This window comes from Streptomyces sp. NPDC048825 (assembly GCF_043198355.1).
Taxonomy (GTDB): domain Bacteria; phylum Actinomycetota; class Actinomycetes; order Streptomycetales; family Streptomycetaceae; genus Streptomyces; species Streptomyces xiangluensis.
This window is the reverse complement of the sequence record NZ_JBICUR010000004.1, coordinates 278025-304644: the sequence shown is the minus strand read 5'-3', so window position 1 is coordinate 304644 and position 26620 is coordinate 278025. Positions and strand designations below refer to the sequence as shown.

Genomic DNA, 26620 nt, shown 5'->3' with positions numbered 1-26620 from the left:
GTCTGCGCCGGGCTGTCTACAGGTGCGGCAGGATCGCGGGCATCAGGTCCTGGAACGTACGGCCGTTGGCCGGCGTACCGAGGGCGGTCATCTGCCACCCTGCGCCCGCGCGGTGCACCTTCGCCATGATCTGCGCCGTGTACTGGCCACCGCCCGCGAGTGTGTAGCGGGCGAGCTCCTGGCCGTTGGTCTCGTCGACCAGCCGGCAGAACGCGTCCTGTACCTCCTGGAACGTCTGCCCCGTGAAGGAGTTCACGGTGAAGACGATCTGGTCGATGTGGACCGGGATGCGCGCGAGGTCGACGAGGATCGCCTCGTCGTCGCCGCCCTGGCCGACACCGCCGACGAGGTTGTCTCCGGTGTGCCGCACGGAGCCGTCGTCGCTGACGAGGTGGCGGAAGAACACCACGTCGACCGGCTGCTTGTCCGCGAAGAGCACCGCCGAGGCGTCGAGGTCGATCTCCCGGGTGCGCGAGCCGAACAGGCCGCGGCGCGGGGCCGCCTGCCAGCCAAGCCCCATGCGCACCGCGGTCAGGGTGCCTCCGTCGTTCTTCTGCAGACTGATGGCCTGACCCTTGGTCATGTTGACCGTCACGCGCTGTTCCCCTCTCGAACGTCCCCTGTTGCCGCAGAATCCTGCGGTTGACCAGCAACCCTACGCAGGGGCACCGACAGTGCTTAAGCCTGGCCCACACTTTGTGTCGGTCTTGCAACACAGCGCGCCATTCGCGGTGGTCAGGCGATGCCCGCCTCCTTCATCTGGCGTAGTTCCTTCTTCATCTCCGAGACCTCGTCGCGCAGCCGGGCGGCGATCTCGAACTGCAGGTCCGCGGCTGCCGCGCGCATCCGCTGTGTCATCTCCTCGATCTGCTCGGCGAGTTCGGCGGCGGGGCGGTCGGTGGGCACGGTCTCCTTGGCCTTGCCCTTGGCGGGCTTGGCTCCCTTCGAGCCGAGCGCGGGCACCGGGGCCTTGGCGCCCTTGCCGTCCTTCAGGTTGCGATAGCCCGTGCCGAGCAGCTGCTCCGTGTCGACGTCCTCGCGGGCGATCTGCGCCACGATGTCGTTGATCTTCTTGCGGAGTGGCTGCGGGTCGATGCCCTTCTCCTTGTTGTACGCGACCTGCTTCTCCCGGCGGCGGTTGGTCTCCTCGATGGCCTTCTCCATCGCCGGGGTGATCCTGTCGGCGTACATGTGGACCTGGCCGGAGACGTTGCGCGCCGCGCGGCCGATGGTCTGGATCAGTGAGGTTCCGGAGCGCAGGAAGCCCTCCTTGTCGGCGTCGAGGATCGCCACCAGGGAGACCTCGGGCAGGTCGAGGCCCTCCCTCAGGAGGTTGATGCCGACCAGGACGTCGAACTCTCCGGCACGCAGTTCCCGCAGCAGCTCGACGCGGCGCAGAGTGTCGACGTCGCTGTGCAGATAGCGCACCTGGATGCCCAGTTCGAGGAAGTAGTCGGTGAGGTCCTCGGCCATCTTCTTGGTGAGCGTGGTGACCAGGACACGCTCGTCCTTCTCGGTGCGCTTGCGGATCTCGTGCACCAGGTCGTCGATCTGCCCCTCGGTGGGCTTGACCACGACCTCCGGGTCGACGAGGCCGGTGGGGCGGATGATCTGCTCGACATGGCCGTCGGAGCGGGAGAGTTCGTACTGTCCCGGGGTCGCCGACAGGTAGACGGTCTGTCCGATGCGCTCCTGGAACTCCTCCCACTTCAGGGGGCGGTTGTCCAGGGCGGAGGGCAGCCGGAAGCCGTGGTCGACCAGCGTGCGCTTACGGGAGGCGTCGCCTTCGTACATGGCACCGATCTGCGGCACGGTGACGTGCGACTCGTCGATGACGAGCATGAAGTCGTCCGGGAAGTAGTCGAGGAGAGTGTTGGGCGGGGAGCCGGGCTCGCGGTCGTCGAAGTGCATCGAGTAGTTCTCGACACCGGAGCATGAGCCGATCTGGCGGAGCATCTCCAGGTCGTACGTGGTGCGCATGCGCAGCCGCTGGGCCTCCAGGAGCTTGCCCTGCTTCTCCAGCTCGGCGAGGCGCTCCTCGAGCTCCTTCTCGATGCCGTTGACGGCCTTCTCCAGGCGCTGCGGGCCCGCCACGTAGTGGGATGCCGGGAAGACGTACAGCTGCTCGTCGTCGCTGATGACCTCGCCGGTGAGCGGATGCAGCGTGGAGAGGGCCTCGATCTCGTCGCCGAACATCTCGATGCGGACGGCCAGTTCTTCGTAGACCGGGAAGATCTCGATGGTGTCGCCGCGGACCCGGAAGGTGCCCCGGGCGAAGGCCATGTCGTTGCGCGTGTACTGGATGTCGACGAAGCGGCGCAGCAGGTCGTCCCGGTCGATCTCGTCGCCGAGCTTGAGGGCGACCATCCGGTCCACGTACTCCTGCGGTGTACCGAGGCCGTAGATGCAGGAGACCGAGGCGACCACGACGACGTCACGGCGTGTGAGCAGCGAGTTGGTCGCGGAGTGGCGCAGGCGCTCGACCTCCTCGTTGATCGAGGAGTCCTTCTCGATGTAGGTGTCCGACTGCGGGACGTACGCCTCGGGCTGGTAGTAGTCGTAGTACGAGACGAAGTATTCGACCGCGTTGTTCGGCAGCAGCTCGCGGAACTCGTTGGCCAGCTGGGCGGCCAGCGTCTTGTTCGGCGCCATCACAAGGGTGGGGCGCTGGAGCTTCTCGATCATCCACGCGGTGGTCGCGGACTTGCCGGTGCCGGTCGCACCGAGGAGGACGACGTCCTTCTCACCTGCGCGGACGCGCTGTTCGAGCTCGGCGATGGCAGCGGGCTGGTCTCCGCTGGGCGAGTAGGGACTGACGACCTCGAAGGGCGCCACCGTGCGTTCGATCTTGGATACGGGCCGCATGGAATCCACCGTACGACTCCGCACTGACAACGGGGTCGGATCACCAGCGCTGCGGGGTCCGGGAGCCTGGGCGGTCGGGGCGGCGGCGCGGGCGGGTCGTGGGCCGGCGGCCGGTGTGGCGGACCATGTGGGCCGGGATGCCGGGCTTCTGCTGGGCGGGGCTCCACTCGGGCTTACCCATGACCATCAGCGGGTCGAACATCACGACGACGCCGGCCAGGAACAGGAACGCGAGAGGGCCGATCAGCATGGGGGCCAGCAGGGCTGCGGGCGAGTCACCGGAGGTGACGTCGGTGGTGGCGTGCAGATGGACGCTGAGCGCGGCCATGCCCGTGTAGTGCATGCCGCTGACGGCGAGGCCCATGACGAGGCTCGCGCCCACGCTCCACAGAAAGCCGCGGACCTGGCCCGCCGCCCAGAGCGCCGCGGTCGCGGCTGCGACTGCTATGACGACTGAGGCGGCCACGGTGAAGGTGTTGTACTCGAGCTTTCCGTTGAGCCGCATTCCGGCCATGCCCAGGTAGTGCATCGTAGCGATGCCCAGGCCGGTGATGGTGCCTCCGGTGAACAGGGCCGTTCCGGAAGCCCCCTTGTAGCCGACGATGAAGATCCCGATGCCGACCATGAGGATCGCGACGCCGAGGCTCGCGAAGGTGATCGGCTTGTCGTATTGGATGGGGGTCTCCTGGACGGAGAAACCAATCATCGCTATGAAGTGCATGGTCCAGATGCCGGAGCCGATCGCCGCAGAGCCCAGCGCGAGCCAGCCGGGCCGCCAGGAGTGGGTGACCAGCATCGATCTGGTGGTGCAGCGCAGGCCCAGCGCACCACCGAGGCAGGCCATGAGGTACGCCACCAGCGGTGTGACGAGTCCGTAGCTGAATCCGTCGACCGTGCCCTGCATGCGCGGTTGCCCTTCCGCCCTGTTGCGTCCCGGAATTCTGTGCAATGCCCCGCCCCAGGACCGCCATGGCGGCCAGGGTTGACGCAGAGAGTATGACTCCCACCGGAGCGCTCGAACGATTTTCCGGCAAAGAAACACGCCCTTGCCTCAGTTGTGCGGCACTGGTGATCGCCGTCGGGCAACTCCGTTCAATCTGTGGCCATCCTGTACCTCCCTCCTGTTGACACTCTGCTGTCACTCTGGAGCGGTCCGTGACCACAGACACAAGGAGTACGCATGCATGCGCGCGCTGCCGCCGGCACGACCACAGCACTCCTGGGAGCCGCCGCCTTTGTTCTGCCCCTATCCCCCGCTCATGCCGCGGTGGGCGACGATCAGCCGCTGGTCGTCGCCCACCGCGGTGCTTCCGCCTACGCTCCCGAGAACACCCTGGCCGCCATCGACAAGGCGGCGGAGCTGGGCTTCCGCTGGGTCGAGAACGACGTCCAGCGCACCAAGGACGGCGAGCTCGTGGTGATCCACGACGACAACCTGGCACGCACGACCAACGTCGAGGAGGTCTTCCCCGGCCGGGCCCCGTGGAAGGTCAAGGACTTCACCGCGGCGGAGATCGCCCGCCTGGACGCGGGCAGTTGGTTCGGCCCCGAGTACGCGGGCGCGCGCGTGCCGACGCTGAAGCAGTACATGAACCGGGTGTCCCGCAACCACCAGAAGCTCGTACTGGAGATCAAGAAGCCTGAACTCTACCCGGGTATCGAGAAGGAGACCCTCAAGGTCCTCAGCAACGAGGGCTGGCTGGGTCCGCACCACGTACGGAGCAAGCTGGTCGTCCAGAGTTTCAGCGCGGACAGCGTTCGGACCGTGCACGCGCTGCGGCCCGACATCAAAACGGGCTTCCTGGGCACGCCGGCGGTCGCGGAGCTGCCCGCGTACGCGAAGTTCGCCGATCAGATCAACTCGACGCACACATCCATCTCGGCCGACTACGTCTCCTCGATCCATGCGCTCAAGGGGCCGCACGGCAAGCAGCTGGAGATCTTCACATGGACCGTCGACACCGCCGACGGCGCACGACGCGTCGCGGACTTCGGTGTGGACGGCATCATCACGAACAAGCCCGACGTGGTCCGGGCTTCGCTGAACGAGCTCTGAGGCTCTCGACCGGAGCGCTCACCGGTGGCGCGGACGCCGCATGCGTCCGCGCCACCGGCGTTGTCAGTGGTGCGCCGTACGGTGGAGCGCATGGACAGCCATGGGCAGAACGAGCAGCGGGTGGTGTGGGCCGTCGTCGACAGCGACATCGGTCCATTGCTGCTGGCCGCGACCGACGAGGGCCTGGTCAACGTCGTCTTCCACGCCACGGAAGCGGTGCGCGACAAGGCTCTGGACCGGCTGGAGTCCCGGCTCGGCGCCGAGCCCGTCGAGGCACCCGACTCCCCGCTGCTGGCCGAGGCGATACTCCAGGTTCGGGCGTACTTCGCGGGTGACCGGCACGACTTCGAGCTGCCGCTGGACTGGTCCCTGATCTCCGGGTTCAACCGCCAGGTGCTGCACGAACTGGCGTCCGGCGTTCCGTACGGGAAGGTCGTGGGGTACGGCGACTTGGCCGGCCGCGTGGGTCAGCCGGGCGCGGCGCAGGCCGTGGGCATGGCCATGGGCGCCAATCCGCTTCCGGTCGTCGTGCCGTGCCACCGGGTCGTCGAGAGCGACGGCGGAATCGGGGGCTTCGGGGGCGGCCTGGAGACGAAGCGGAAGCTGCTGGCGCTGGAAGGGGTGCTGCCGGAGCCGCTGTTCTGAGGGTGTCCCGAGTTCGGAAGACCGGGTGGGAAAAAAGGGGGAGACTGCGCCGGTGACCACATCCTTCACGCGTGCGCACGCGTCCGGCACGGCGGGTTCACCATGAGCGCCGTCGAGCGGCAGACCGCCGTGGCTGTAAACGCGGAGGGGCTGCCGGCACTGCAGCGCCGTACGTCCGCTGTGCTCATCGCCAGTCAGATCCTGGGCGGACTAGGCGTCGCCACGGGCATCGCGCTCGCTGTCGTACTGGCCGAGGACATCAGCGGCACGGAGTCGCTGGCGGGACTCGCGCCCACCGCGACGGTCACGGGGACGGCGGTGCTCTCCATGCCGCTGGCCGCGCTGATGACCGCGCGCGGTCGTCGCCCGGGGCTCGTCCTGGCCTATCTCATCGGTGCCTTGGGCGCGGGCCTCTGCGTGATCGCAGCGGCCGTCGGCAACTTCCCGCTGCTGTTGCTCGGCATGGCGGCGTTCGGTGCGGCTTCCTCGGCGAATCTGCAGGCACGCTTCGCGGCCGCTGACCTCGCCGAGCCCCAGCGACGGGCCAGGGCCATCTCGAACGTCGTATGGGCCACCACCATCGGTGCGGTCCTCGGCCCCAACATCGCAGCGCCCGCGGGGCGCAGCGTCTCCGGGCTCGGCATACCGGAGACGGCGGGCCCCTTCCTGTGGGCGTCCGGGGTCTTCCTCCTCTCGGCGCTCGTGGTCGCCGTGCTGCTGCGGCCCGATCCTCTGCTCACCGCCCGCGCGCTCGCACCGGTCGAGGAGCAGTCCGCCGAGGCGCGCTCCATACGGGCCGGGCTGGACGCGGTGCGGGCCTCTGCGCGCGCCCGCCTCGCTCTGGTGACGGTGGCCGTCTCGCACACGGCGATGGTCTCGGTCATGTCGATGACGCCGGTCGACCTCGATCACCATGGCGCGAGCATCGATCTGATCGGACTGGTCATCAGCGGCCATATCGCGGGCATGTACGCGTTCTCGCCGATCATGGGGCGGTTGTCGGACCGGTTCGGGCGCTTCTCCGTGATAGGCCTCGCCGTGGGGCTGCTGGCCTGCGCGGCGCTGCTCGCGGGCACCGCGGGCGGCAGTCACTGGCAGAGTGCCGCCGGGCTCTTTCTGCTGGGCCTCGGCTGGTCGGCCGGCCTCGTCTCGGGCTCCGCACTCCTCACGGACTCCGTGCCCCAGCCCGCGCGCGCCGCCGCACAGGGGCTGTCCGATCTGACCATGAACGCCTCGGCGGGCGTCGGCGGCGCGGCAGCGGGCCTCATCGTCGCGCAGGCGGGCTACGGCTGGCTCAACCTCATCGCCGCGTGCCTGCTGCTGCCGCTCGGCGCGCTCGCACTGTTCACCCGGGGCAAGCGCAAGGCGGGATCATCGATATCCGAAGAACATCGCGAATCCGAAGCACCTCGCGACACCGACAGCTGAGCGGACTGTGTCCGCGACTACGCGGCGGACTCCGCCGTGCGCACAGCCAACGGCACCCGAAGTCACGGAGCCGAAGGGACGGCGACAGCCCGTCTGAGGCCCCCGCTCGTCCGACGTTCAAAAAGGGGTGTCCACGCCACGCGTGGACACCCCTTTCCCTGCCCGAGAGCTACTCGTGAACCTGAGAGCTACTCGTAGTGCCGTGCCTCGAAGATGTTTCCGTCCGGGTCACGGAAGTAGAAGCTGCGCTTGGCCATTCCGCGCGCGCCGAACGCGTCGTACGAGAAGTCCGAGACAGGGACGGCCCGCTCCTCGAGACGAGCGCGGAGCGCGTCGAAGTCCTCACCGGGGAGGGACAGGCATACATGGTTGACCGGGTGGCCGGCGCTTTCCGCCGCCCCGGGGACGGCGTCCATACGCGCGGCCAGCGGCAGGGGCGCGAGATCGAAGATGGTTTCCTCATTGAGGCGTACAGAGGGGAACGACACCGTCCCCACGGCGAAATCGGTGACCCTGAGCGGCTCCATGCCGAGCGTCTTCTCGTAGAAGTCGGCCGAGGCGACGGGGTCGCGCACCCAGAGGACGACGTGGTCGAGACGTATCGAGTTGTCCGTCATGCCTCCAGGCTGCTGCCCCCTTCCGGCCGCCGCAAGGGTTTGGAGGGACGGGCCGCCCGCCAGGGATGATGGGGAGAGCCGACAGACAGGAGGCACGCGCGTGCTGGTGTCCGAAGAGGTACGGGAGGCGCTCGCTGAGCACCGGCCGGTGGTGGCCCTGGAGTCCACGATCATCGCCCATGGGCTGCCGCGCCCACGCAACCTCCAGGTGGCACTGGAACTGGAGGAGGCCGTACGCCAGGAGGGGGCCGTTCCCGCGACGATCGCCGTCCTGGACGGGCAGCCCCAAGTGGGTCTCGACAAGGATCAGCTGGAGCGGGTCGCGAACGAGGACGGCATCCGCAAACTCGGCCATCGCGATCTGCCACTCGCCGTCGCCACGCGAGCGAGCGGGGCGACCACGGTGTCCGCGACGGCACTGCTGGCCGCGCGGGCAGGCGTCCGCGTGTTCGCGACGGGCGGCCTCGGTGGCGTGCACCGGGAGTGGACGGTCACTCAGGATGAGTCCGCCGACCTGGGCCTTCTTGCGCGTACCCGGATCACGGTGGTGTGCGCGGGCGTGAAGTCCATCCTGGACGTGCCGGCGACCCTGCAGCGTCTGGAGACACTGGGCGTCGCGGTCGCCGGGTACGCAACGGGGCGCTTTCCCGGCTTCTATCTGTCCGACTCGGGGCATCCGGTGGACTGGACGCTGGAGTCACCCGCCGAGGTCGCGGCCGTGATGCGCGCACAGGACGTGCTCGACGGGCCCGAGTCGGCCTTGATCGTCGCGAATCCCGTGCCCGAGGCGGAGCAGCTCGATCCCGAGCTCCACGCGCGCGTGCTGGCCGACGCACTACAGGCGTGCGAGGCGGAGGGCGTGACAGGCCAGGCGGTCACGCCGTTCTTGCTCGACTATCTGGTCCGGCACACGGACGGGGCGTCGCTGAGCGCCAATCTGGCGGCCGTACGCGGCAACGTACGGCTTGCGGGGCGGATCGCGGCGGCCTGGGCCGGGGCGTGACCGGGGCGGGCGAAATCGGGGTCGGGGTCGGGGTCGGGGTCGGGGCCGGCGGGAGCATGAGGGAGCCGGGCTGGGGCGCGACGAGCCCGTATCGACGTGAACCTCGTGACGGAGCCCTTCTTGTCGTCGGCGATGTCGTCACGGACGTCGTCGCCCAGTACCGCGGACCGCTCGCCTCCGGCACCGATACGGCCGCCGCCATCCGGACCGTGCCGGGCGGCGCGGGCGCCAACGTCGCATGCTGGGCGGCCCATTGGGGCTGTGCGGAGGTGCGGCTCCTGGGCCGGGTGGGCGCCGACGCCGCCGCGTGGCACGAGAGGGAGCTGACCGCCTCGGGGGTGCGTCCTCACCTGGTCGTCGATCCTGCGGCGCCGACGGGGACGGTGATCTGCCTGGTGGACACGGGTGCTTCGGCGGAGCGTACGTTCCTCACGGACAGCGGCGCCTCCCTGCGGCTCGACCCCGACGACTGGTCGCCGTCGCTACTCGACGGCGTCGCGTGGCTACACCTGTCGGGCTACCTGTTCTTCTCCGAGTCGTGCCGGGCGCTGGCGGCGGTGGCTCTGGAGTCGGCACGCGCGCGTGGTGTGCCGGTGAGTGTGGACCCCGCGTCGGCGGGGTTCCTCACGGAACTGGGCGTGGACAGGTTCCTCTCGCTCGCCGAGGGGATCGACGTACTGCTGCCGAGCCGGGACGAGGCCTGCCTGCTCACCGGGCTGCCCGATACCGCGGACGCGGCGGCCAAGTTGAGCCGCCACGTCCCGCTGGTGGTGGTCAAGCATGGCGGCGCCGGGGCTCTGGTGGCCGAGTCGGGCACCGTACGGGATCTCGTCCCGGCGACGCCCGCGGCTCCCGTGGACACGACGGGAGCCGGGGACGCGTTCACCGGCGCCTTCCTGGCCGCCCTGCTCTCGGGCAGCCGGCCCGGGGAAGCGGCAGCACAGGGGTGTCGAGCGGGGGCGCTCGCGGTGGAGCGGGTGGGCGGGAGGCCTCAGAGGGGGATGGACGGGCCGAGGACGGTCCCGTAACGGGCCGAAGGGGCACATGGTGGCCACTCTCCCGCCAACTCCCGCTCCGGAACTACGGCTTGCGCCCCCACGCCGAGATCAGCGGTGCCGTGGCCAGGTCCATGGCGCCTGCCGCCACATTCGCCAGGTGGCGGTCGATGTCCTGGGCAGTGACTTGGCCCGCCTCGACGAGCTGGTCGCGGACCTGGTGGACCGTCGCGGATTCCAGGGCGGCGCAGGCGGGCGAGGTGATCGGGAAGTACGCGTCCGCCTCCACCTGTCGCAGTCCGGCCTCGCGAAGCAGCCGCGGAAGCCGACGGCCGTACGCGAGATCGGCGCCGCGTTCGGCGAGCAACTGGCGGAAGGCGTGGCGCAGCCGGCTGGCCAGCTGCTGCTCGGTGCCGCGTTCGTCGGGCCAGAGCAGCGGTTGCAGTGAGGGGTCGGCGTCCTCGACCAGAAGCCGTCCGCCGGCCCGCAAGGCTCTGATCATCGACTGCAACGCCCGTTCCCTCTGCGGCACATGGGACAGTACGAGCCGGGCGTGCACCAGGTCGAAGCCCTCGCCCGGCGGCTCGTCCACGCCCACGTCGTGCACTCGCACCTCGACCGGCGCCCGGGTGGCCGAGGCCGCCCACGAGGTGTCGATGTCGGTCGCGACGACCCGTCCGGTGGGGCCGACCTTCTTGGCCAGCCAGGACACCACGGATGTGCCGCCCACGCCGACCTCCCAGCAGCGCCAGCCGGATCCGATGCCGAACTGCTCGATGTGGCGGAACGTCGTGGGGTCGAAGAGGGTGGCGAGGGCATCGAAGCGCTGCCCGGCCTCGGTCTGTCGGTTGTCGAGAAGATACCCGTCGGTTCGCGTCATGGGGGAATCATCCCAGTTGTCCGTCTTATCCGTGACCGGTGACGCTCCCGTCGGTCACATATCAGGACTACCGGAGCACACGCCAGGGCACTGGATCGGAGTGTTCCGTTCCCACAGGCTTTCTTCACCGTCGAAGCGGCCTGGCAGACTGGCCGCTGCAGGCGCAGAGTGCGGCGCGAGGAGATCCACGAGGAGATTCCAGATGTCGATGGCAGGGAATCTGCGGAAGGTCACGGGCCTTGACAGGGTCGGCGGCCTTCGCAAGGTGGCGCGGTTGGCACGGCGGCGTCCCCGTGTGGACCTGAGTCACCCGGCCCGGTCCCCGCTGGGCTCCGCGGTGGTGAACTGCGTGGCGTACGAGAACGGGACGAGAGTGCCCGGCGGTCGCGATCTCGTCGAGACGGTGGAGCAGGTCAGCAAGGCCGACGACGGTTTCGTCTGGCTCGGGCTGCACGAGCCGACGGAAGTGGAGTTCGCGGGCATCGCCGAGCTCTTCGACCTGCATCCGCTGGCGGTCGAAGACGCGGTGGACGCGCATCAGCGCCCGAAGCTGGAGCGGTACGGCGAGACGCTGTTCGCGGTGCTCAAGACGGTCTGCTACGTCGATCACACCGAACTGACCGCGACCAGCGAGGTGGTGAACACCGGCGAGATCATGGTGTTCGTCGGCCACCACTTCGTGATCACGGTGCGGCACGGCCGGCATGGTTCCCTGGGCCCGCTCCGCGAGGAGCTGGAGGCCGATCCCCAGCAGCTCGCCAAGGGACCGGCCGCGGTGCTGCACGCGATCGCGGACCATGTGGTCGACGACTATTTGAACGTCATCGACTCGGTGCAGGCGGACATCGACCAGGTCGAGACGGATGTGTTCGCGGAGAGCGGCGCTCGGGCCGACCCTGGGCGCATCTACCAGCTCAAGCGTGAACTCCTCGAGCTGAAGCGGGCAGTGGCGCCCCTGAGCCGCCCGCTCATGGATCTCGCCACCCGGCCGATACGGGTGGTCGATCCGGAGATACAGGCGTACTTCCGGGACGTCTCCGACCATCTGCTGCGGGCGACCGAGCAGATAGCCGCGTTCGACGAGCTGCTCAACTCGATTCTGCAGGCGCACCTCGCGCAGGTCAGCGTCGCGCAGAACGAGGACATGCGGAAAATCACGGCATGGGCGGCGCTGATCGCCGTGCCGACGATGGTCTGCGGTGTGTACGGCATGAACTTCGAACACATGCCGGAGCTGCACTGGAGGTTGGGTTACCCCTTGACGCTCGGTGTGATCGCCACTGCGTGCTTCGTTCTGTACCGGGGGTTCAAGCGCAACGGCTGGCTGTGACACCGGCTCTGACGCTCCTCGTCCGGCACGGCCGACCGGACGAGAGCGGGTTCCCGGTAGCGCGGGATCTCGGTGGCGCGGGATCTCGGCGTCAGCGTGTGGCGGTCCTCGCGTAGACGCTCTCGGCCCAGTGCGCGAGCTGTTCTTCCGTCAGATGCGCGGCCAGGTCGGCCTCGCTGATCATTCCGACCAGACGCTTGTTCTCGATGACAGGAAGGCGGCGGATCTGGTGCCCCTGCATTTCGCCGAGCACTTCGCTGACATCGGCGTTCGCGTCGATCCAGCGCGGTGTGCCCTGGGCCATCTCGCCCGCGGTGACGCGTGCCGGGTCGTGGCCCATGGCCACGCAGCCCACCACGATGTCGCGGTCCGTGAGGATGCCGCAAAGCCGTTCGTTCTCGTCGCTGATGGGCAGCGCGCCCACATTGAGCTCGCGCATCAGCTGGGCGGCGCGGTCCAGGGTCTCGTGGGCGGGGATCCACTGGGCGCCGCGGTGCATGATGTCTCCGGCAGTGGCCATGAAGTACCTCCCGATGCCGGCGGGCCGGCGCGGCGCGGGGACGCACCGCTAGTCCCGGCGCCCTACATTCTCGCCGGGCGCAAGGCGATACGCACCCGCAAGGGCCCGGAGTACGGCGACCCTGCCGACGCCCCGCCCGGCATCAGTCCCAGCAGGTCACGATCCGCTCCGGGAGAACTCGGGTGATCATCAGGACCTCGTCGTTCTTCTCCGCTGGGGGGTCGATACCGAGGTTGCCCAGAGCCACTCGCCGAGGTCAGCCGTTCCATGCCGGGTGTCGTGGGTCGTCCGCGCGCACCAGGACGTCGGCTGTGTCGCCCGGAGCCGCCTCGCTCTCGTAGCGCTCGTACGCGGGAAGCGTCCAGTGCTCGCTTTCGGGGGTGCGTCGGCGCAGGGCGCTCGGAGAGAGGCGTATGTGGACGGTGAAGTCGAACGGGAACCAGTGTCGCAGTAGCAGCGGGCCGTGCAGCAACAGTAGGGCGCCGGGCGGGAGTTGGACGTGAGGGCTGCGGGTGGCGCGGTCGGCGATGGGGTCCCAGAGGTCGGGCAGGACGCGGCCGTCGCCGCCGGGATCCAGCGGGCCGAAGACCTCGCGCCACAGGGCGCCCGTGTCGAACCAGCCGTCGTAGTACGCCTCGACGTCCCGGTGGCCGTGCTCGAACCGGAGCGACGCGGGGCGCACGAAGCCCTCCGTGGCGACGACGAGGGCGGGCCGGCCGCGCAGGCGCAAGGCTTCGGCCACGCGTTCGGCGAGATCGCCGGGGTGGGCGGCCGGGGCTCCGTCGAAGGCGATGCGCGGCCAGGGGCTGCCGTCGTCCGGCTTCAGGTCGAGCAACCGCTCGGCGAGGAGGTCGCCGAGCCGTTCCCAAGTGATCGCTTCGAGTCGCACAGGGCCATCATGCCGCGCGGGCGATTCGCGACGGAGCCGCACATCGATACAGCCCCGCGCCCCTGACAGGGCCGAGCGCTTCGCGTATGCCCCCGAGTCACTCGGCGATGGTGACCCTGGTCGTGCCGGACTTCACTTGTGGTGACAGGGAGTGGCAGGCAGGATCTTTCAACATACGGGAGTTGTCATGATCGATGGACCGTACTTCGTGCTGACGGTGCTGGGTGTGCTCGGCACGGGGCTGGTGGCCGGAGTCTTCTGCGCGTTCTCGACGTTTGTGATGAGAGGGCTTGCCGCGCTGCCGCCGGCACAGGGCGTTGCCGCGATGAAGTCGATCAATGTGACGGCGTTGACGCCGGCCTTCATGGCCGTGTTCGTCGGGTCGGCCGTACTGTGCGCGGTGCTCGCGGTGGTCACGTTCGTGCTGTGGCCGGACGAGGGCACGGTGGAGTTGCTGCTCGGCAGTGCGCTGTATCTGTTCGGCTGCTTCGGGGTCACGATGGTCGCGAATGTCCCGCGCAACGAGAAGTTGGCCACGATGGATCCGGGGACCCGGGAGGCCGCCGCGTACTGGCGCTCGTATGTGAGCGAGTGGACGACGTGGAACCACGTCCGCATGATCGCGTCCGCCGCCGCGGCGATCTCGTACGTGCTGGCACTCGCCTGAGGCGCTGAGGCAGAGGCGCTGAGGCAGAGGTGCGTGCGCCGGCGCACGCACTGAGGCGTACGCGCCGCGGGCGACGTATCGTGGCGGAAAGAGTCTGCCGCAAGGCCCTGCGCACTCCGCCCTCCGGACCCGGCCCGCCGCCCCGGAGGCCGGAAGCCGTACGGGCCCCGTTCGCGTATGTAAGGGAAGACGGCCATGGCCGATCCCAAGGGTTTCCTCAACGCCTCCCGCAAGGACTGGCCGCGCCGCCCCGTCGAGGAACGGGCCCGTGACTGGGACGAGGTGTACGTTCCCGGCGCGCTGCTGCCCATCATCCGCACGCAGGCCGACCGCTGCATGGACTGCGGAATCCCCTTCTGCCACGAGGCCTGTCCGCTCGGCAATCTGATCCCCGACTGGAACGACCTGGTCTCGCGCGACGACTGGCGCGCGGCGAGCGATCGCCTGCACGCCACGAACAACTTCCCCGAGTTCACCGGCCGGTTGTGCCCCGCGCCCTGCGAGGCGGGCTGTGTGCTGGCGATCAACCAGCCCGCGGTCACCATCAAGAACGTCGAGGTCGCGATCGCCGACCGGGCCTGGGAGGAGGGCTTCGCGCCGCCGCGACCGCCGGACCGGCTCTCGGGGCGTACGGTCGCGGTGATCGGCTCGGGACCTGCCGGCCTTGCCGCGGCGCAGCAGTTGACGCGGGCCGGGCACACCGTCGCCGTGTACGAGCGGGACGACCGGCTCGGCGGGCTGATGCGGTACGGGATACCCGAGTTCAAGATGGAGAAGCGGCATCTGGAGCGGCGGCTCGAGCAGATGCGGGCAGAGGGAACCAAGTTCCGGACGTCGACCGCCGTCGGCCGGGACATCGATGCCGCCGGGCTACGGACCCGTTACGACGCCGTCGTGCTCACCGTGGGCGCCACGGCCTGGCGTGAACTCCCCGTACCGGGGCGCCAGTTGGATGGCATACACCAGGCGATGGAGTATCTGCCGTTGGCCAACCGGGTGTGCGAGGGGGACATGAAGGCCTCCCCTCTGTCCGCGGCCGGCAAGCATGTCGTGATCGTCGGCGGCGGCGACACAGGGGCCGACTGCCTGGGCACGGCGATACGCGAGGGCGCCGCGTCCGTGACCCAGCTCGACATCTATACGCAGCCGGGCACGGAACGCGACGAGGACACCGAGCCTTGGCCGACGTACCCGAAGATCTACCGGCTGTCGGCCGCGCATGAGGAGGCCCGCGAGCTGCGGACGGCGCCCTCGGCGGACGCCGACGCGCGGCTCTTCGCGGCGTCCACGCTCCGCTTCACCGGCGATGCGAACGGGCATGTACGCGCGCTGCACCTGGTCGAGGTCGACGCCGAGCGCCGGCCCGTCCCCGGCACTGGACGCCGACTCCCCGCCGACCTCGTCCTGCTCGCCCTCGGTTTCTCGGGCCCCGACCGCTCCGACGGCCTGGTCGACCAGCTCGGCCTCGGTCTCGACCCCCGTGGCACGATCACCCGCGACGCCGACTTCGCGACCAACGTCCCCGGCGTGTACGCCGCCGGGGACGCCGCGCGCGGCCAGTCCCTGATCGTGTGGGCCATCGCGGAGGGCCGAGCGGTGGCGGCGGCGGTCGACCGTCAACTGACGGGGAGTTCACGGCTTCCGGCGCCGATAGGGCCGTACGACCGGCCGATGACGGTGTGAGACAACACCAGGGACACCCGCGTCAGCGTTCGTCCGTGCCCGCCACCTTTGCTGTCGACAGGGCGATCCGGTTCCAGGTGTTGATCGCGAAGATCAGTGCCAGGACCTGGGCGAGTTCCTGCTCGTCGAACTGGGCGGCGGCCCGCGCGTAGACGTCGTCCGGGACACCGCGGTCGGCCACCAGCGTCACCGCCTCCGTCAGCGCGAGCGCCGCCTGTTCCCGCTCCGTGAAGAAGTGCCGGGCCTCGCGCCACACCGCGACCATGTGCAGCCGGTCCTCGCTCTCGCCCGCCCTGCGCGCGTCGTTGGTGTGCATGTGGAGGCAGTACGCGCAGTGGTTGAGGTGCGAGGCGCGGATCTGGATCAGCTCGACGAGGGCCGGGTCGAGCCCCTCGCGGGCGGCGGCGTCGAAGCCGATGAGGGCCCGGAAAGCCTTCCGGGCGGACTTCGCGAAGTCGAGGCGAACGTTTTTGGACACCGCGTCCCCGTTCACCGCCTTCGTCGCATTCGCCGTGCTCGCCGTGCTCGCCGTGTTCACCATGTCCGTCTCGTTCATCGCGTTCGTCGTGTTCGTCGTCATGACCACGAAACTACGGCTCGGAAAGACCCTCTGTAGGGTTCATTTTCATGGCGGAATCGTGGGTCAATTTGGCGGAGCGCATCGGCGCCGATCTGCATCTGGAACTGGAGCTGTCGGGCCAGAGAGGTCGTCGCGCCACTCTCATCCGCGCCCTGCGCGAGGCCGTGCGAAGCGGCCGTCTCGCCCCGGGCACCCGCCTGCCCCCGTACCGCTCACTGGCCGCCGATCTCGGCGTGGCCCGCAACACGGTCGCCGACGCCTACGCCGAACTCGTCGCCGAGGGCTGGCTGACCGCGCGCCAGGGCTCGGGAACCCTGGTCGCCATGGGGGTACCGCCCACGCCCTTAAGGCAGTGGGGGAGCGCCGAACCCCTGCAACGTGCCGCGCGCACGCCCAAGAAGGCACCTCCACGCGTGCGTGGACCACGACACGACTTGCGGCAGGGCACTCCGGACGTGTCGGTGTTCCCGCGTACGGCCTGGCTCGCCTCGTATCGGCGGGCCTTGCAGCAGGCGCCCAACGAAGCGTTCGGGCCGGGAGACCCTGCCGGCCGTCGCGAACTACGGGAGGCGCTCACGGAGTACCTGGCACGCGCGCGTGGCGTACGCACCGAGCCGGGCCGCATTGTGATCTGCTCCGGTTTCGCACACGCGCTGCGGCTCCTCTTCGGCGGCGCCGGAGGCGGGGTGCTCCAGGGCCCGCTGGCCGTCGAGGCGTACGGGTTGCCCTTCCACCGCGAGTTGCTGGCAGCGGCAGGCGTACGGACGCTCCCGCTGCCCCTCGACGAAGACGGCGCCCAGGTCGAGGAGTTGGGCAAGGAGCGGGCTGTACTGCTCACGCCGGCACACCAGTTCCCGACCGGTGGGCCCCTGCATCCCTCGCGCCGCGCCGCCGTGATCGACTGGGCACGCGCGCGTGGCGGGGTGATTCTGGAGGACGACTACGACGGGGAGTTCCGCTACGACCGCAAGCCCGTGGGCGCAGTTCAGGGTCTGGACCCGGAGCGGGTCGTCCACATCGGCTCGGTCAGCAAGAGCCTGTCGCCAGCGCTCCGGCTGGGCTGGATGGTCCTTCCGGAGCGATACGTCGATGCCGTACTGGAGGCGAAGGGCGAGCGTGAGGCGTGGGTGAGCGTCCTCGACCAGCTGACGCTCGCGGACTTCATCGTCTCCGGGGCGTACGACCGTCATGTGCGGCGCATGCGGCAGCGGTACCGGACGCGACGGGACCGTCTCGTCGTCGCGCTCGCCGCCCACGCACCGCACATCGAGGTCACCGGGATCGCGGCCGGGCTCCACGCGGTGCTACGGCTGCCGCCCGGAAGCGAGCAAGCCGCCGTCAGAGCCGCCCACTGGCAGGGACTGGCCCTGGACGGGCTCGCCGAGTTCCGGCACCCGGAGGCAGCCGTCTCGGCGCCCGTTGGGCCGGGCGGACCGGACGGACCGGACGGGCTGGTCGTCGGCTATGCGACGCCTCCGGAGCATGCGTACGGGGCCGCGCTGGAGGCGTTGTGCGCGGCGCTGCCGCCCGGGTAAGTGGCCACATCGGGCAGGTGGCCGAAGAGTCGCGTCGGCGACAACCGGCCCACCGCTGTGCGGCGGCCCGCCGCACCCTCGCGGTCGGGCCGCCGTCGATCGAGCAGTTCTACACCTTGATAGGGGACTCAAAGGACAACGAATAATGGACAACTGACAACGGAGTTGGTGAACAAGGGCCTCAGGACAGCAGGAAGTCCGCCTCCCCCGCCTTGGCCCCCTGAATGAACGCCGTCATCTCGCCGGGAGTGTAGATGAGGGCGGGTCCGTCCGGATCCGCCGACTGACGGACCGCGATACGGCCGTCGGCGAGCTTCATCGCCTCCAGGCAGTTGCCGCCGTTGCCCCCGCTCCAGGGCTTGTGCCAGCCTTCGCTGCCCAACTCCCGTGCGGGCATGCCGTTGTAGATGCGCCCGTTGTGAACCCGGGACTTGATGCGAGTCATTCACAGCTCCTTGCGGAGATCCAGCAAGATCTCGTTCGTGCGATGTGCTGTGGCGGCCTGCGCCGCCATGCGGTCCATGACCTCGAGATGAGTGGCCACCTCGGCACGCGCGTCCAGGTAGACGGCGCCGGTCAAGTACTCGCTGTAGACCATGTCCGGCAGTTCGGGCACGGCAAATCGGAAGAGCACGAAGGGCCCGTACGTGCCCGCGTGCGGCCCCGAGGAGAACGGGGCGATCTGCAGCGTCACGTTCGGCAGTTTCGTGACCTCGAGCAGCTTGTCGATCTGGGCGCGCATCATCTCGGGGCCGCCGACGGGCCGGCGCAGGGCCGTCTCGTCCATCACGACCCAGAAGCGTGGCGCGTCCTCACGTGTGAGCAGCTCCTGGCGTTGCATACGCAGCGCCACATGTCGCTCTATGTCCTCGGGTCTCGTCTGGCCGATGGCGCCGGACTCCATAACGCCATAGGCGTACTCCTCGGTCTGCATCAGGCCGGGCACGAAGTGGGGTTCGTAACTGCGGATGAGGTTGGCCGCGCCCTCCAGGCTGACGTACATGGAGAACCAGCCCGGCAGGATGTCGTGGAACCGCTGCCACCAGCCTGGCTGGTTGGCCTCCTCGGCGAGCATGACGAAGGCGTCGGCCTCTTCGTCGGAGACGCCGTACGCCTTCAACAGGAGCTGAAGGTACGGGATCTTGAGGGCGACCTCGGCCATCTCCATGCGGCGGACGGTGGCGGCCGTGACGCGCAGTATGCGTGCCGCCTCCTCGCGCTTGAGCCCCGCGCGCTCCCGCAGGTCCAGCAGTCGCCGTCCGAGGACGACCTGACCGACCGTCGGCGCGGACCGCGGCTCGCTCACGTCCACCTCCACATAGTCCTGAACAGCCCGGGCGGCGCCCGGTGGGTACCCGGCGAGTACCCAACAGACGCCGCGTCACGTGCTGTTGCGATGCAGTGTGCCATGGCCCTCTCCGCATAGAACACTGCACTCTGCAATTTTCAGAGTGACTCTTGCCAAGTGTTCACGGCGGGGAGATAGTGGCAAGCGTGACTCCGCCTTCGTCGTTAAGAGCAGACGCCGCAGATGCCGCCGGGAGCCGGTTCGGTCTCGGCGCCGCCGATGCGGCTGCCGAGCGCCGGTTCCGTTTCGAGCTGGCCGCGCATCCGGGTTCCGCCTCGCAGGCCAGGCGCCTGACGCGCGCCCGGCTTTCGGGGTGGGCCGTCTGCGAGGACATCTGCGACATGGCGGAGTTGGTCGTCTCCGAGCTGGTCACCAACGCGGTCGTGCACACGGCGAGCCGCCAGGTGGTGTGCGAACTGCACGACGGCGACGACCAGTTGCGAATAGCCGTACGCGACGAGGGGTGCGCGACGGGTGAGCCCCACCCTTCGCCACAGCGCCCCGAGGAGGAGCACGGGAGGGGACTGCTTCTCGTCGCTGCGGTGTGCAGCGCCTGGGGCGCCCAGGATTCCGGACCCGGACTGCTGGTCTGGGCGGACCTGCCGCGCTCGGCGAACAACGGCGCCGAGCCGCGGTCGGACCTGGGCTGGAGTGCGAGGAGCCGGCCGGCCCCAGCCGGCTCCTCGCGAACCGGCTCCGCCTTGACCGGGGCGGACGGCCCTTCGGCAGGGCACTGGTTCTGAATCGTTTCGAAGACGTTCGAAAACTTGAGAACGGACGGGGCTGAATGGGTGTGAGGGCTACGTCGGCCGGTGTGCCTGGGGTGCTTCACCTGGACACACTGGTTCGTCTGCGTCATTCGCTACGGGCGCCGTCCGGGGCGGGGGCGCTGCGCCGCCTCACCGTCCCGGAGGGTATGCAGGCGCCACTCGGCTGCGACGCGGTGGCGATGCCCGCGCGATTCGGCCCCCCGCTGATGTCCCGGCTACCTCGCGTCGGCTGCGTATACGCCGACGCTTCCCAGTGGTGGTGGCTGCTCCCGGCCGACTCCGACGTCTCCCTGGAGTGGCCTTCACCCGCGCACTACGCGACGGGAGCGGTAATCCCGGGCACGCCCGCACTCCCCCTCCCAGACCTGATCCACAAGCCGGACGGCAAGCTTCCGTACACACCGCCGATCCCGCTGTACCTGGCGCTGTGCCGGGTCACGGGGACGACGCCGGTGTGGTCGAAGGCTGTCCGAGCCTGATCATGGCCCGGCGGACAACCGCCGGGCCAGGTGCGCCCTTCAGGGGCGAGTGGCTGCATCAATTTGCGACTCCCCCGCCCACTCACTCGGCGCGGTCCACGACCACCAGGAAGGCATCGGAGGTCAGGTCCATAACGACCTCGGCCTGCTGCCCCTCCAGGCGGCAAGCCTGCGCGAACTCCTCCGCCGGCCAAGAACCCCGAGGCCCACCAGCCGGAAAGCGCCCAAGCACCGTTCGCCCGTTCACCTTGCACCTCCATGTAGCGCTGCTCCCGTAGAAGCGCTGTTCTCCTAGAGTTAATAAACGCCAACGATGAGGGAAACGGATCGCTGAGTAACCGTACTGAGACGTAGCTGACACTCGGTTACTGCCTCAGTGTGAGTGATCTCTCAGCTTTCGTGACGTTTCGTGTCAGTCTTCCTACTCCTAGTGATATCGGATCCTTTTCACACCCGCCCCGTGCTCCCCGCCTCACGCCCGCCCGGCGCCCTCAGGCGTCGTAGTCCTGGATCTTCCTGCCATGGCTCCGGTCGATCAGCGACGGCACCCGTTCCCCCAGCTGATCCACGATCCCCGCCACATCGAGCGTCAGCAGCTCCCGGTCGCGCATGAGGACCCGCCCGTCGACGATCGTCGTGCGTACGTCACTGGAGCGGGCGCTGTGCACAAGTGCGGCGGGAAGGTCGTGCACAGGCTGGGTGTGCGGCCCGGAGAGGTCGACGAGGATGATGTCGGCCTTTCGCCCCGGGGCAAGGCTGCCGACGGACTCCCCGAGTCCGACCGCCCGCGCACTCTGCAGCGTCGCGTGATGCAGGGCCTGCCGCGCGGTGAGCCAGCGCGGGTCACCCTCCGTCGACTTCTGCACCAGCGCGGTGAGGGCCATTGCGTCCCATACATCCAGGGAACTGTTCGAGGCGGCACCGTCCGTGCCGAGCCCGACGGGGATGCCGAGTTGCCGCAGGGCGCGTACCGGCGTGGTGGTGGGCCAGGCGAACTTGAGGTAGCCGCGCGGCGCGCTGGCCACGGCCACGCGTCCCGTGGCGCCGGCGAGGACGGGCAGGTCGCGCTCCACGATGCCCGTGCCGTGAGCGATGAGCAGGCCGACGTCGAGGAGCCCGGCTCCCTGAAGGATCTCGATCGGTGTGCGGCCGTGCCGGGCCAGGCTGGTGTCGGTCTGGTCGCGGTTCTCGGCAGCGTGGATGTGCACCAACAGTTCGTGCTCGCCGGCGAGTTGAGCGGTGGCGGCGAGGTCGGCGTCGTCCACGGTGTACGGGGCGTGTGGGGCGAGCGAGGTGGTGATGCGGCCGTCGGCTCCGCCTCGCTGTCGTAGCGCGAAGTCCAGTGACCGCTCGCGCCCTTCGGCCCCCTGCGAGGAGAAGTAGGCCTCTCCGAGATTGGCGCGCATCCCGCAGCCGGCCACCACGGCGGCGACGGTGTCCATGGAGAAGTAGTGGTCGGCGAAGCAGGTGACACCGCCCCGGATCATCTCGGCGCAGGCGAGCCCGGCGCCCAACTCCACGTCCTTGTCGGTGAGGTTGGACTCGATGGGCCAGATGACGTCGTTGAACCACTCCTCGAGAGGCAGGTCCTCGGCGATGCCGCGCAGCGCGACCATCGGTGCGTGCGTATGGCAGTTGACCAGGCCGGGCATAGCGATCTGGCCGCGCGCGTCGATGCGTTCGGCCGCGGGGGTGTCAGCCAAGTCGTCGGTCGTCACGGTCTCGATGAGCCCGTCCCGTACGACGATGGTGGCGTCCTCGACGAAGTCGATCTGTTCATGATCGTCGTGCACGAGGGCGGTGCATCCGGTGATGATGAGATCGGCGGCGTTCTTCGCGTCGGGCGATGTCATCACGCCACGGTACGACGGGGTCGTACGACCGGGTGACGTGAACCGTGCATCCGGTCCTCGCCCTGTCGCCGCAAGGGTTCGGCGCGCACTCTGGCGTCACCGAAGCCCCGTCGTCGAACCCCGTCACGTCTCGACCGGCAGTGCTCCCCGGAAGGAGCCCGCATGCTTCTCGGCACCTGGAATCTGGAGAATCTGTATCGGCCCGGCGGCCGGTTCGGACCGAGGAACGAGGCCGCGTACAAGGCGAAGCTCACCGCTCTGTCCTCGATGATCACGGACCTGGACCCCACACTGCTCGGTGTGCAGGAGGTCGGCGACCCGGCGGCGCTGCGGGATCTGGCCGACATGCTGGAGGGCGACTGGCACATCGCGCTCTCGGAGCACCCGGACGGCCGCGGCATCAGGGTCGGCTTCCTCAGCCGCCCCGCACTGCGGGTACGGGCCGACACGAACGCCTTCCCCACTCCGCTGCGGCCCGTGCAGGGTGACGACGACGGCGAGCCGGTGGATCGTGCGGGCCGCGGTTTCCTGGCGGTGGAGGTTGCCATGGGGGCGATGACCCTGACGGTGGCGGTGTGCCACTTGAAGTCGAAGCTGCTGACGTATCCGGGCGGACGGTTCCAGCCGCGGGACGAGGGCGAGCGGGCGCGCTATGGCGCGTACGCCCTCTATCGGCGGGCCGCCGAGGCCACGACGCTGCGCGCGCTCGCCGACGAGTTCCTCGACGGCAAGGGCAGAGAGCGCAACGTGGCCGTTGTCGGCGACCTGAACGACGAGGTCGCCGCCGCCACGACCCAGATCCTCCAGGGCCCGCCGGGTTCCGAGATCAAGACCCCCGGCTTCGAACGCCCCGACAAGGGCGACGCGTCCCGCCTGTGGAACATCGCCCCTCTCATCGACGAGAAGCAACGATTCTCCCGAGTGCACGCCGGCCGCCCTGAGCTGATCGACCACATACTGGTCAGCCGCCTCCTCCTCGACCATGTGACCGGTGCGGGGACCGGGGCTCCGGCCCAGGAGGTCACCACGCTGGCGTCGGTGGGCGATGATCCGAGTGCGCGCCGGGACGAGGCGGGGTCGGATCATGCTCCGGTGTGGGCGCGAATACGGGTGTGAGGCCACGGGTGTGAAGGCTTCCTCGCGCTTCCTCGGATCACGTGGCGTTCCCTCCGTACCGGAATCAGCAGGCAGTCGGTCAGGCCCGTACGAGATGAGTCGGGTCGTACGAACTGATCAGGCGCTCAGATTCAGAGCGTTCGCCGACCGGTCGTCCTCCGAAGTGAGCCCCGCACGCTCCCGCTGCTCGACGAGTTCGTCGAGCAGGGTGGCGAGACGTTCGGTGTGCTGAGGGGTGAGCTGTCCCGTGTCGTCGAGGTGGACGGCGCATGCGGTGGTCGTGTCCACGAGGCGTTCGAGCGTGGCCGCCACCTCGTCGGTGCCTTCCGTGTGCCGTGCCAGGGTGGGGAGTTCGGCGGAGGCGCGGTCGATCGCGGCACGGGCCTCGGCCAGCGTCCGGTAGGCCTCGCGGCGCAGGGCCCAGCGTGCCGCCCGGTCGTCGGCCCCGCTCAGCACCTGCGCCAGATACGCGTGCGCCGCGTCGGTCGCCCGCCCAAGGCGGGCACGTACGTTCCCGCCGCGCTGCCCCGGCGCCGGCAGATGCCCGACGAGCAGCACGATCGCGCAGGCCAGCAGCGTCTCGCCGATCCGGCTCCAGGAGGCCTGCGGTTCGCCGCCGACCATGACGAGCGAGAGCACCAGCACGGTGATGACGGCGGTCTGGGCGGCGAAGTGCCGAATGGCGACCGGGATCAGCGCCCCGCTGACGGCCACGAGCACCACGAGCCCTTCCGGCGCGGGAAGCACCGCCGCGAATCCGGCGAACAGGACGGCGCCGAGCACAGTCCCCGCGGCCCGGCACAGCACACGTGAGACGAGCGGCCCGAGATCGGGCTTGACGAGGAAGACTGCGGTGGCCGGGAGCCAGTACCAGTGCACATGGTGCAGCGCCTGCGCGACGGCGGCACTCGCGCCGAAGCTCAGCGCCACCCGGAGCCCGTACTCGCGGCCTCCGGCGCCGGTGACCGTGCGCAGGAGGGCCTTGGCGCGGACGGGACGTAGATGCAGACCATGGCGCGCGGTCTGCTGGGCGCCGAGGTCGATGGGGCCGCTGGAACCCTTGGGTGCACTCTTCCTGCCGCCCCGGTCGAAGGCCTCGGCCGCGTGCAGCAGAGCGTCGTCGAGGGCCCGCAGCCCCGGTACGGAACGGGCGGGTGCGGGCAGCGGCCCACAGGCCTCTCCCGTCCGTACGGCCACGGCGAGCCGTCGCGGACCGTCCGCGGCGCGCGCGGGCAGGGCGTCCCCGGACCAGGCGAGCGCGGTCGCAGCCTCGGCGAGGGGCAGCGCGGCGGCGTACTGCGCCCGCAACCGCCGCTCGGCTGCGGAACTGGCGTACCGCCGCAGCCGCGGCCCCGCGAGGGCGTCCTGCGCGTGATCGAGCGCGGCGGTCAGCGCGGCACGCCGGGCCATGGCCTGCTCACCACCCACGGCAGCGAGCAGCGCGGCGACGGCCTCGTACACGGAGGCGACGGCTTCCCGCTCCCCGTCGAAGCGGAAGTCACTGACCAGGGCCTGGGGCGTCGGCAGCACAAGCCGCAGCACAAGGAGCCAGAGCGCGCCCGCGAGGAAGAACAGGGCGCGCTGCCACCCTGCTTCGGGCAACGGCATCCCGGCCCCCACGGCAGCCGCGACCAGCAACTGCGTCCCGGCTCCGGAAGCCACCGGCCCCACGGCACTGACAGCCCCGCCCACCAGCCCGAGCCCGGTCAGCACCAAGGTCAGCAGCACCGCTCCGGCCTGCTCCCCCAGATACGCCCCGATGAACAGCCCTGCGGCCCCGGCGAGCGCCGGCACCCCGAGCCGCTTGATGGAGGCCCGTCGACTCCCGGGCCGGTCATTGGTCCCGGCGAGCATGGCACCGAGGGCGGCCACGACTCCGATGGAGGGCCGATCGACGAGAACGGCCACGAGCAGCAACGGCCCGGCAGCCAGCGCCCCTCGTACGACCGCGCTCCACGGCACGGGCCCTCGCTGGGCGCGCAGGGCGTGGGCGAGCCAGGGAGGCAGAGCAAGGGCGGGGCGGGACACGGGGCTCCTGTCAGTACGAGGGCGGGGGTGTGCCTTCGGGCGACGTCGGCCGGGCGGTGGTGTGGTGCCCACGGTAGGTCGCGAACCTGGAGCAAATGCAACTCTCGCATTTCAGCGAGGTGACGGATGACGGGCAGGCCGCGTTCTTTATGAACGCAATCCCGGTCTACGGCTGTTGGAGCGGGCACTGGCCCCGGGGTGCAGGCGACGTGCGCGAACCAGAGGGTAGGCGCAGTGCGCGTGCAAAAAGGAGCGGACCCGGGGGCGTAGCCGGCCCCCGAGCCCTGTGATGCCGCCCATGTCGCACGCCGGCACGCTTGAGGACCCAGGTCAGTGTGAAGTCGCCGCGTCCTGCCTTTGGACCACCGCACATCGAGCTGTGCGGGCCGGACTTGAACCGGCATTTCGACGTCCGGGGCCTGGGCCCGGTCGATCCGGCGATCGGCGGCGAATACTGAGTCTGGAGCAATAGTCTGAGATTGATCGCGGTTCCTCATCGGGAACCGCGCAGTCACGACAAGCCTCAGCTTCAGCTTTGCGCTCCTCGCGCACCCCGGCCGAGGTAGCTGGTGGCCGGGGAGTTTCCGAGGCTACCCGAACAGGTAGCCGAACACGGCGTCACCGACCCGCTGGTCGACGACGTCGACGCCGTTCGCCTCTTCCCGGGCGAACTTGACGGCCTGCTGCAACTTCTCGACCCGGTCCAGCAGTTCGTTCACACGCCGGGCAGGAAGGGCACCCGAGAACTTGACGGTCGTCCAGTACCCGACCGGTATGTCCTCGTAGTACACCTCGACCTGCGCAGGATGCTTCTCGGTGGCTTCGGCCTTCACATGGTTCCGAGGCACCTTCTTCGTACGAAGCGTCCGGACCGGCTCGGTCTTCCAGGCGTCGGTGGACGGGTCCTGCACCCACGACTCGGAGGCGTCGAGCACCGGCAGCTTCCGCACAAAGGCGTTGAGATCGGTGAGCTGCTTCTCCAGAAACAGCAGATAGGACACCGGCACCTCGGCGATGAGCACCCGCCCCTCAACGGTGATGTCCGCCCTGGCCGTGCAGTTGGCCCAGTCCTTGGTGGCGGTCACATCGAACAGCCGCGTAAGGGTGGCCGCGGTGTCCCGCAGCACGTCCTCGGCCTGCACCTGCACCCGAGTCGACTCGGGCGGCAACTGCTCACCCTCCTCGTCCTTCGGCTGATACGTACGCGAGATACCGGCCAGCAGGGCAGGCTTCTGCAGCCCATGGTGAGCAGCCGTCAGGTCCTGGTGCGACTTGGCCTTGACGCCCTTCTCGACTGCGATGATCTGATTGAGTTTCGCCACGTCGGAGACGG

The 26620-nt window shown here is 69.4% G+C and carries 26 protein-coding genes; 12 read left to right on the top strand and 14 right to left on the bottom strand.

Translation table 11 applies throughout. The features are described 5' to 3' along the window. Positions 1-16 precede the first annotated feature (16 nt). From ACGFNK_RS12790 to ACGFNK_RS12780, 3 genes are all read right to left on the bottom strand, one after another. Complete coding sequence (locus tag ACGFNK_RS12790; protein ID WP_055615261.1) at positions 17-595, bottom strand: TerD family protein; 579 nt, start codon at positions 593-595, stop codon at positions 17-19. Between the two features lie 140 nt (positions 596-735). Beyond that, positions 736-2865 carry an excinuclease ABC subunit UvrB gene (uvrB, locus tag ACGFNK_RS12785; RefSeq protein ID WP_393415066.1) on the bottom strand — a complete coding sequence of 710 codons (2130 nt, stop codon included), beginning with the start codon at positions 2863-2865 and terminating at the stop codon, positions 736-738. A gap of 40 nt (positions 2866-2905) precedes the next feature. Then, on the bottom strand, positions 2906-3769 hold the full coding sequence (locus ACGFNK_RS12780; protein WP_393415063.1) for an MHYT domain-containing protein: 864 nt from the start codon (positions 3767-3769) through the stop codon (positions 2906-2908). A 276-nt stretch (positions 3770-4045) separates the two neighbouring features. On the opposite strand from ACGFNK_RS12780, the gene ACGFNK_RS12775 reads away from it, so the two are divergent. From ACGFNK_RS12775 to ACGFNK_RS12765, 3 genes are all read left to right on the top strand, one after another. Continuing rightward, a complete protein-coding gene (locus ACGFNK_RS12775) occupies positions 4046-4921 on the top strand; it encodes a glycerophosphodiester phosphodiesterase (protein ID WP_393415060.1) in 876 nt (291 codons plus the stop codon). A 90-nt stretch (positions 4922-5011) separates the two neighbouring features. After that, positions 5012-5566 (top strand): methylated-DNA--[protein]-cysteine S-methyltransferase, encoded by a 555-nt coding sequence (locus tag ACGFNK_RS12770; protein WP_393415057.1) that lies wholly within the window; start codon positions 5012-5014, stop codon positions 5564-5566. Between the two features lie 102 nt (positions 5567-5668). Next, entirely contained in the window at positions 5669-6994 is a 1326-nt protein-coding gene (locus ACGFNK_RS12765; RefSeq protein WP_393415054.1) for an MFS transporter, read from the top strand. A gap of 188 nt (positions 6995-7182) precedes the next feature. Here the strand turns inward: ACGFNK_RS12765 and ACGFNK_RS12760 are convergent, their stop codons facing one another. Beyond that, positions 7183-7611 carry a VOC family protein gene (locus ACGFNK_RS12760; protein WP_393415051.1) on the bottom strand — a complete coding sequence of 143 codons (429 nt, stop codon included), beginning with the start codon at positions 7609-7611 and terminating at the stop codon, positions 7183-7185. Between the two features lie 100 nt (positions 7612-7711). On the opposite strand from ACGFNK_RS12760, the gene ACGFNK_RS12755 reads away from it, so the two are divergent. Beyond that, positions 7712-8614 carry a pseudouridine-5'-phosphate glycosidase gene (locus tag ACGFNK_RS12755; protein ID WP_393415048.1) on the top strand — a complete coding sequence of 301 codons (903 nt, stop codon included), beginning with the start codon at positions 7712-7714 and terminating at the stop codon, positions 8612-8614. Between the two features lie 56 nt (positions 8615-8670). Continuing rightward, positions 8671-9642, top strand: a complete 972-nt coding sequence (locus tag ACGFNK_RS12750; protein ID WP_393415045.1) for a carbohydrate kinase family protein — start codon at positions 8671-8673, stop codon at positions 9640-9642. 52 nt (positions 9643-9694) lie between these two features. On the opposite strand, the gene ACGFNK_RS12745 is transcribed toward ACGFNK_RS12750, so the two are convergent. Continuing rightward, complete coding sequence (locus ACGFNK_RS12745; RefSeq protein ID WP_393415042.1) at positions 9695-10489, bottom strand: methyltransferase domain-containing protein; 795 nt, start codon at positions 10487-10489, stop codon at positions 9695-9697. A 202-nt stretch (positions 10490-10691) separates the two neighbouring features. Between ACGFNK_RS12745 and ACGFNK_RS12740 the strand changes: the two genes are divergently transcribed. Next, on the top strand, positions 10692-11819 hold the full coding sequence (locus tag ACGFNK_RS12740; protein WP_386345716.1) for a magnesium and cobalt transport protein CorA: 1128 nt from the start codon (positions 10692-10694) through the stop codon (positions 11817-11819). A gap of 91 nt (positions 11820-11910) precedes the next feature. Here the strand turns inward: ACGFNK_RS12740 and ACGFNK_RS12735 are convergent, their stop codons facing one another. Together ACGFNK_RS12735 and ACGFNK_RS12730 are read right to left on the bottom strand one after the other, a co-directional pair. Further along, complete coding sequence (locus ACGFNK_RS12735; protein ID WP_393415038.1) at positions 11911-12339, bottom strand: CBS domain-containing protein; 429 nt, start codon at positions 12337-12339, stop codon at positions 11911-11913. A 256-nt stretch (positions 12340-12595) separates the two neighbouring features. Next, on the bottom strand, positions 12596-13228 hold the full coding sequence (locus tag ACGFNK_RS12730; RefSeq protein ID WP_393415035.1) for a uridine kinase: 633 nt from the start codon (positions 13226-13228) through the stop codon (positions 12596-12598). Positions 13229-13415: 187 nt separating this feature from the next. Here ACGFNK_RS12730 and ACGFNK_RS12725 point away from each other — a divergent pair, with 187 nt between their 5' ends. Together ACGFNK_RS12725 and ACGFNK_RS12720 are read left to right on the top strand one after the other, a co-directional pair. Then, positions 13416-13895 carry a DUF1772 domain-containing protein gene (locus ACGFNK_RS12725; protein WP_388677663.1) on the top strand — a complete coding sequence of 160 codons (480 nt, stop codon included), beginning with the start codon at positions 13416-13418 and terminating at the stop codon, positions 13893-13895. A 195-nt stretch (positions 13896-14090) separates the two neighbouring features. Next, the gene (locus ACGFNK_RS12720) at positions 14091-15578 is read left to right on the top strand and encodes a glutamate synthase subunit beta (protein ID WP_393415033.1); all 1488 of its coding nucleotides are present in this window, start codon (positions 14091-14093) and stop codon (positions 15576-15578) included. A gap of 22 nt (positions 15579-15600) precedes the next feature. On the opposite strand, the gene ACGFNK_RS12715 is transcribed toward ACGFNK_RS12720, so the two are convergent. After that, positions 15601-16119, bottom strand: a complete 519-nt coding sequence (locus ACGFNK_RS12715) for a carboxymuconolactone decarboxylase family protein (RefSeq protein WP_393415558.1) — start codon at positions 16117-16119, stop codon at positions 15601-15603. An 86-nt stretch (positions 16120-16205) separates the two neighbouring features. Here ACGFNK_RS12715 and ACGFNK_RS12710 point away from each other — a divergent pair, with 86 nt between their 5' ends. Beyond that, positions 16206-17693: a PLP-dependent aminotransferase family protein gene (locus tag ACGFNK_RS12710; RefSeq protein WP_393415031.1), complete on the top strand. Its 1488-nt coding sequence runs from the start codon at positions 16206-16208 to the stop codon at positions 17691-17693. Positions 17694-17874: 181 nt separating this feature from the next. Here ACGFNK_RS12710 and ACGFNK_RS12705 read toward each other — a convergent pair whose 3' ends face one another. Together ACGFNK_RS12705 and ACGFNK_RS12700 are read right to left on the bottom strand one after the other, a co-directional pair. Then, positions 17875-18138, bottom strand: coding sequence for a DUF397 domain-containing protein (locus ACGFNK_RS12705; protein ID WP_386345727.1), 264 nt, complete (start codon positions 18136-18138; stop codon positions 17875-17877). Next, positions 18139-18999, bottom strand: coding sequence for a helix-turn-helix domain-containing protein (locus ACGFNK_RS12700; protein WP_393415028.1), 861 nt, complete (start codon positions 18997-18999; stop codon positions 18139-18141). Between the two features lie 179 nt (positions 19000-19178). Here ACGFNK_RS12700 and ACGFNK_RS12695 point away from each other — a divergent pair, with 179 nt between their 5' ends. Together ACGFNK_RS12695 and ACGFNK_RS12690 are read left to right on the top strand one after the other, a co-directional pair. Next, on the top strand, positions 19179-19784 hold the full coding sequence (locus ACGFNK_RS12695; RefSeq protein ID WP_393415026.1) for an ATP-binding protein: 606 nt from the start codon (positions 19179-19181) through the stop codon (positions 19782-19784). A 44-nt stretch (positions 19785-19828) separates the two neighbouring features. Next, positions 19829-20290: a hypothetical protein gene (locus ACGFNK_RS12690; protein WP_393415023.1), complete on the top strand. Its 462-nt coding sequence runs from the start codon at positions 19829-19831 to the stop codon at positions 20288-20290. A gap of 82 nt (positions 20291-20372) precedes the next feature. Here the strand turns inward: ACGFNK_RS12690 and ACGFNK_RS12685 are convergent, their stop codons facing one another. Together ACGFNK_RS12685 and ACGFNK_RS12680 are read right to left on the bottom strand one after the other, a co-directional pair. Then, positions 20373-20537: a hypothetical protein gene (locus ACGFNK_RS12685; protein WP_386345732.1), complete on the bottom strand. Its 165-nt coding sequence runs from the start codon at positions 20535-20537 to the stop codon at positions 20373-20375. A 244-nt stretch (positions 20538-20781) separates the two neighbouring features. Beyond that, positions 20782-22143, bottom strand: coding sequence for an amidohydrolase (locus tag ACGFNK_RS12680; RefSeq protein ID WP_393415020.1), 1362 nt, complete (start codon positions 22141-22143; stop codon positions 20782-20784). A 162-nt stretch (positions 22144-22305) separates the two neighbouring features. Between ACGFNK_RS12680 and ACGFNK_RS12675 the strand changes: the two genes are divergently transcribed. Beyond that, positions 22306-23259: an endonuclease/exonuclease/phosphatase family protein gene (locus ACGFNK_RS12675; protein WP_393415016.1), complete on the top strand. Its 954-nt coding sequence runs from the start codon at positions 22306-22308 to the stop codon at positions 23257-23259. Positions 23260-23376: 117 nt separating this feature from the next. Here ACGFNK_RS12675 and ACGFNK_RS12670 read toward each other — a convergent pair whose 3' ends face one another. Together ACGFNK_RS12670 and ACGFNK_RS12665 are read right to left on the bottom strand one after the other, a co-directional pair. Then, positions 23377-25287, bottom strand: coding sequence for an FUSC family protein (locus ACGFNK_RS12670; RefSeq protein WP_393415013.1), 1911 nt, complete (start codon positions 25285-25287; stop codon positions 23377-23379). A 590-nt stretch (positions 25288-25877) separates the two neighbouring features. Beyond that, complete coding sequence (locus ACGFNK_RS12665; protein ID WP_386345739.1) at positions 25878-26609, bottom strand: hypothetical protein; 732 nt, start codon at positions 26607-26609, stop codon at positions 25878-25880. Positions 26610-26620 lie beyond the last annotated feature (11 nt).

Excerpts from the sequence above, each read along its gene's own strand:
- uvrB (WP_393415066.1), bottom strand. The coding sequence starts at position 2,865 with ATGCGGCCCGTATCCAAGATCGAACGCACGGTGGCGCCCTTCGAGGTC.
- ACGFNK_RS12780 (WP_393415063.1), bottom strand. The coding sequence starts at position 3,769 with ATGCAGGGCACGGTCGACGGATTCAGCTACGGACTCGTCACACCGCTG.
- ACGFNK_RS12775 (WP_393415060.1), top strand. The coding sequence starts at position 4,046 with ATGCATGCGCGCGCTGCCGCCGGCACGACCACAGCACTCCTGGGAGCC.
- ACGFNK_RS12770 (WP_393415057.1), top strand. The coding sequence starts at position 5,012 with ATGGACAGCCATGGGCAGAACGAGCAGCGGGTGGTGTGGGCCGTCGTC.
- ACGFNK_RS12765 (WP_393415054.1), top strand. The coding sequence starts at position 5,669 with ATGAGCGCCGTCGAGCGGCAGACCGCCGTGGCTGTAAACGCGGAGGGG.
- ACGFNK_RS12760 (WP_393415051.1), bottom strand. The coding sequence starts at position 7,611 with ATGACGGACAACTCGATACGTCTCGACCACGTCGTCCTCTGGGTGCGC.
- ACGFNK_RS12750 (WP_393415045.1), top strand. The coding sequence starts at position 8,671 with ATGAGGGAGCCGGGCTGGGGCGCGACGAGCCCGTATCGACGTGAACCT.
- ACGFNK_RS12745 (WP_393415042.1), bottom strand. The coding sequence starts at position 10,489 with ATGACGCGAACCGACGGGTATCTTCTCGACAACCGACAGACCGAGGCC.
- ACGFNK_RS12740 (WP_386345716.1), top strand. The coding sequence starts at position 10,692 with ATGTCGATGGCAGGGAATCTGCGGAAGGTCACGGGCCTTGACAGGGTC.
- ACGFNK_RS12735 (WP_393415038.1), bottom strand. The coding sequence starts at position 12,339 with ATGGCCACTGCCGGAGACATCATGCACCGCGGCGCCCAGTGGATCCCC.
- ACGFNK_RS12725 (WP_388677663.1), top strand. The coding sequence starts at position 13,416 with ATGATCGATGGACCGTACTTCGTGCTGACGGTGCTGGGTGTGCTCGGC.
- ACGFNK_RS12720 (WP_393415033.1), top strand. The coding sequence starts at position 14,091 with ATGGCCGATCCCAAGGGTTTCCTCAACGCCTCCCGCAAGGACTGGCCG.
- ACGFNK_RS12715 (WP_393415558.1), bottom strand. The coding sequence starts at position 16,119 with ATGGTGAACACGGCGAGCACGGCGAGCACGGCGAATGCGACGAAGGCG.
- ACGFNK_RS12710 (WP_393415031.1), top strand. The coding sequence starts at position 16,206 with ATGGCGGAATCGTGGGTCAATTTGGCGGAGCGCATCGGCGCCGATCTG.
- ACGFNK_RS12705 (WP_386345727.1), bottom strand. The coding sequence starts at position 18,138 with ATGACTCGCATCAAGTCCCGGGTTCACAACGGGCGCATCTACAACGGC.
- ACGFNK_RS12690 (WP_393415023.1), top strand. The coding sequence starts at position 19,829 with ATGGGTGTGAGGGCTACGTCGGCCGGTGTGCCTGGGGTGCTTCACCTG.
- ACGFNK_RS12680 (WP_393415020.1), bottom strand. The coding sequence starts at position 22,143 with ATGACATCGCCCGACGCGAAGAACGCCGCCGATCTCATCATCACCGGA.
- ACGFNK_RS12675 (WP_393415016.1), top strand. The coding sequence starts at position 22,306 with ATGCTTCTCGGCACCTGGAATCTGGAGAATCTGTATCGGCCCGGCGGC.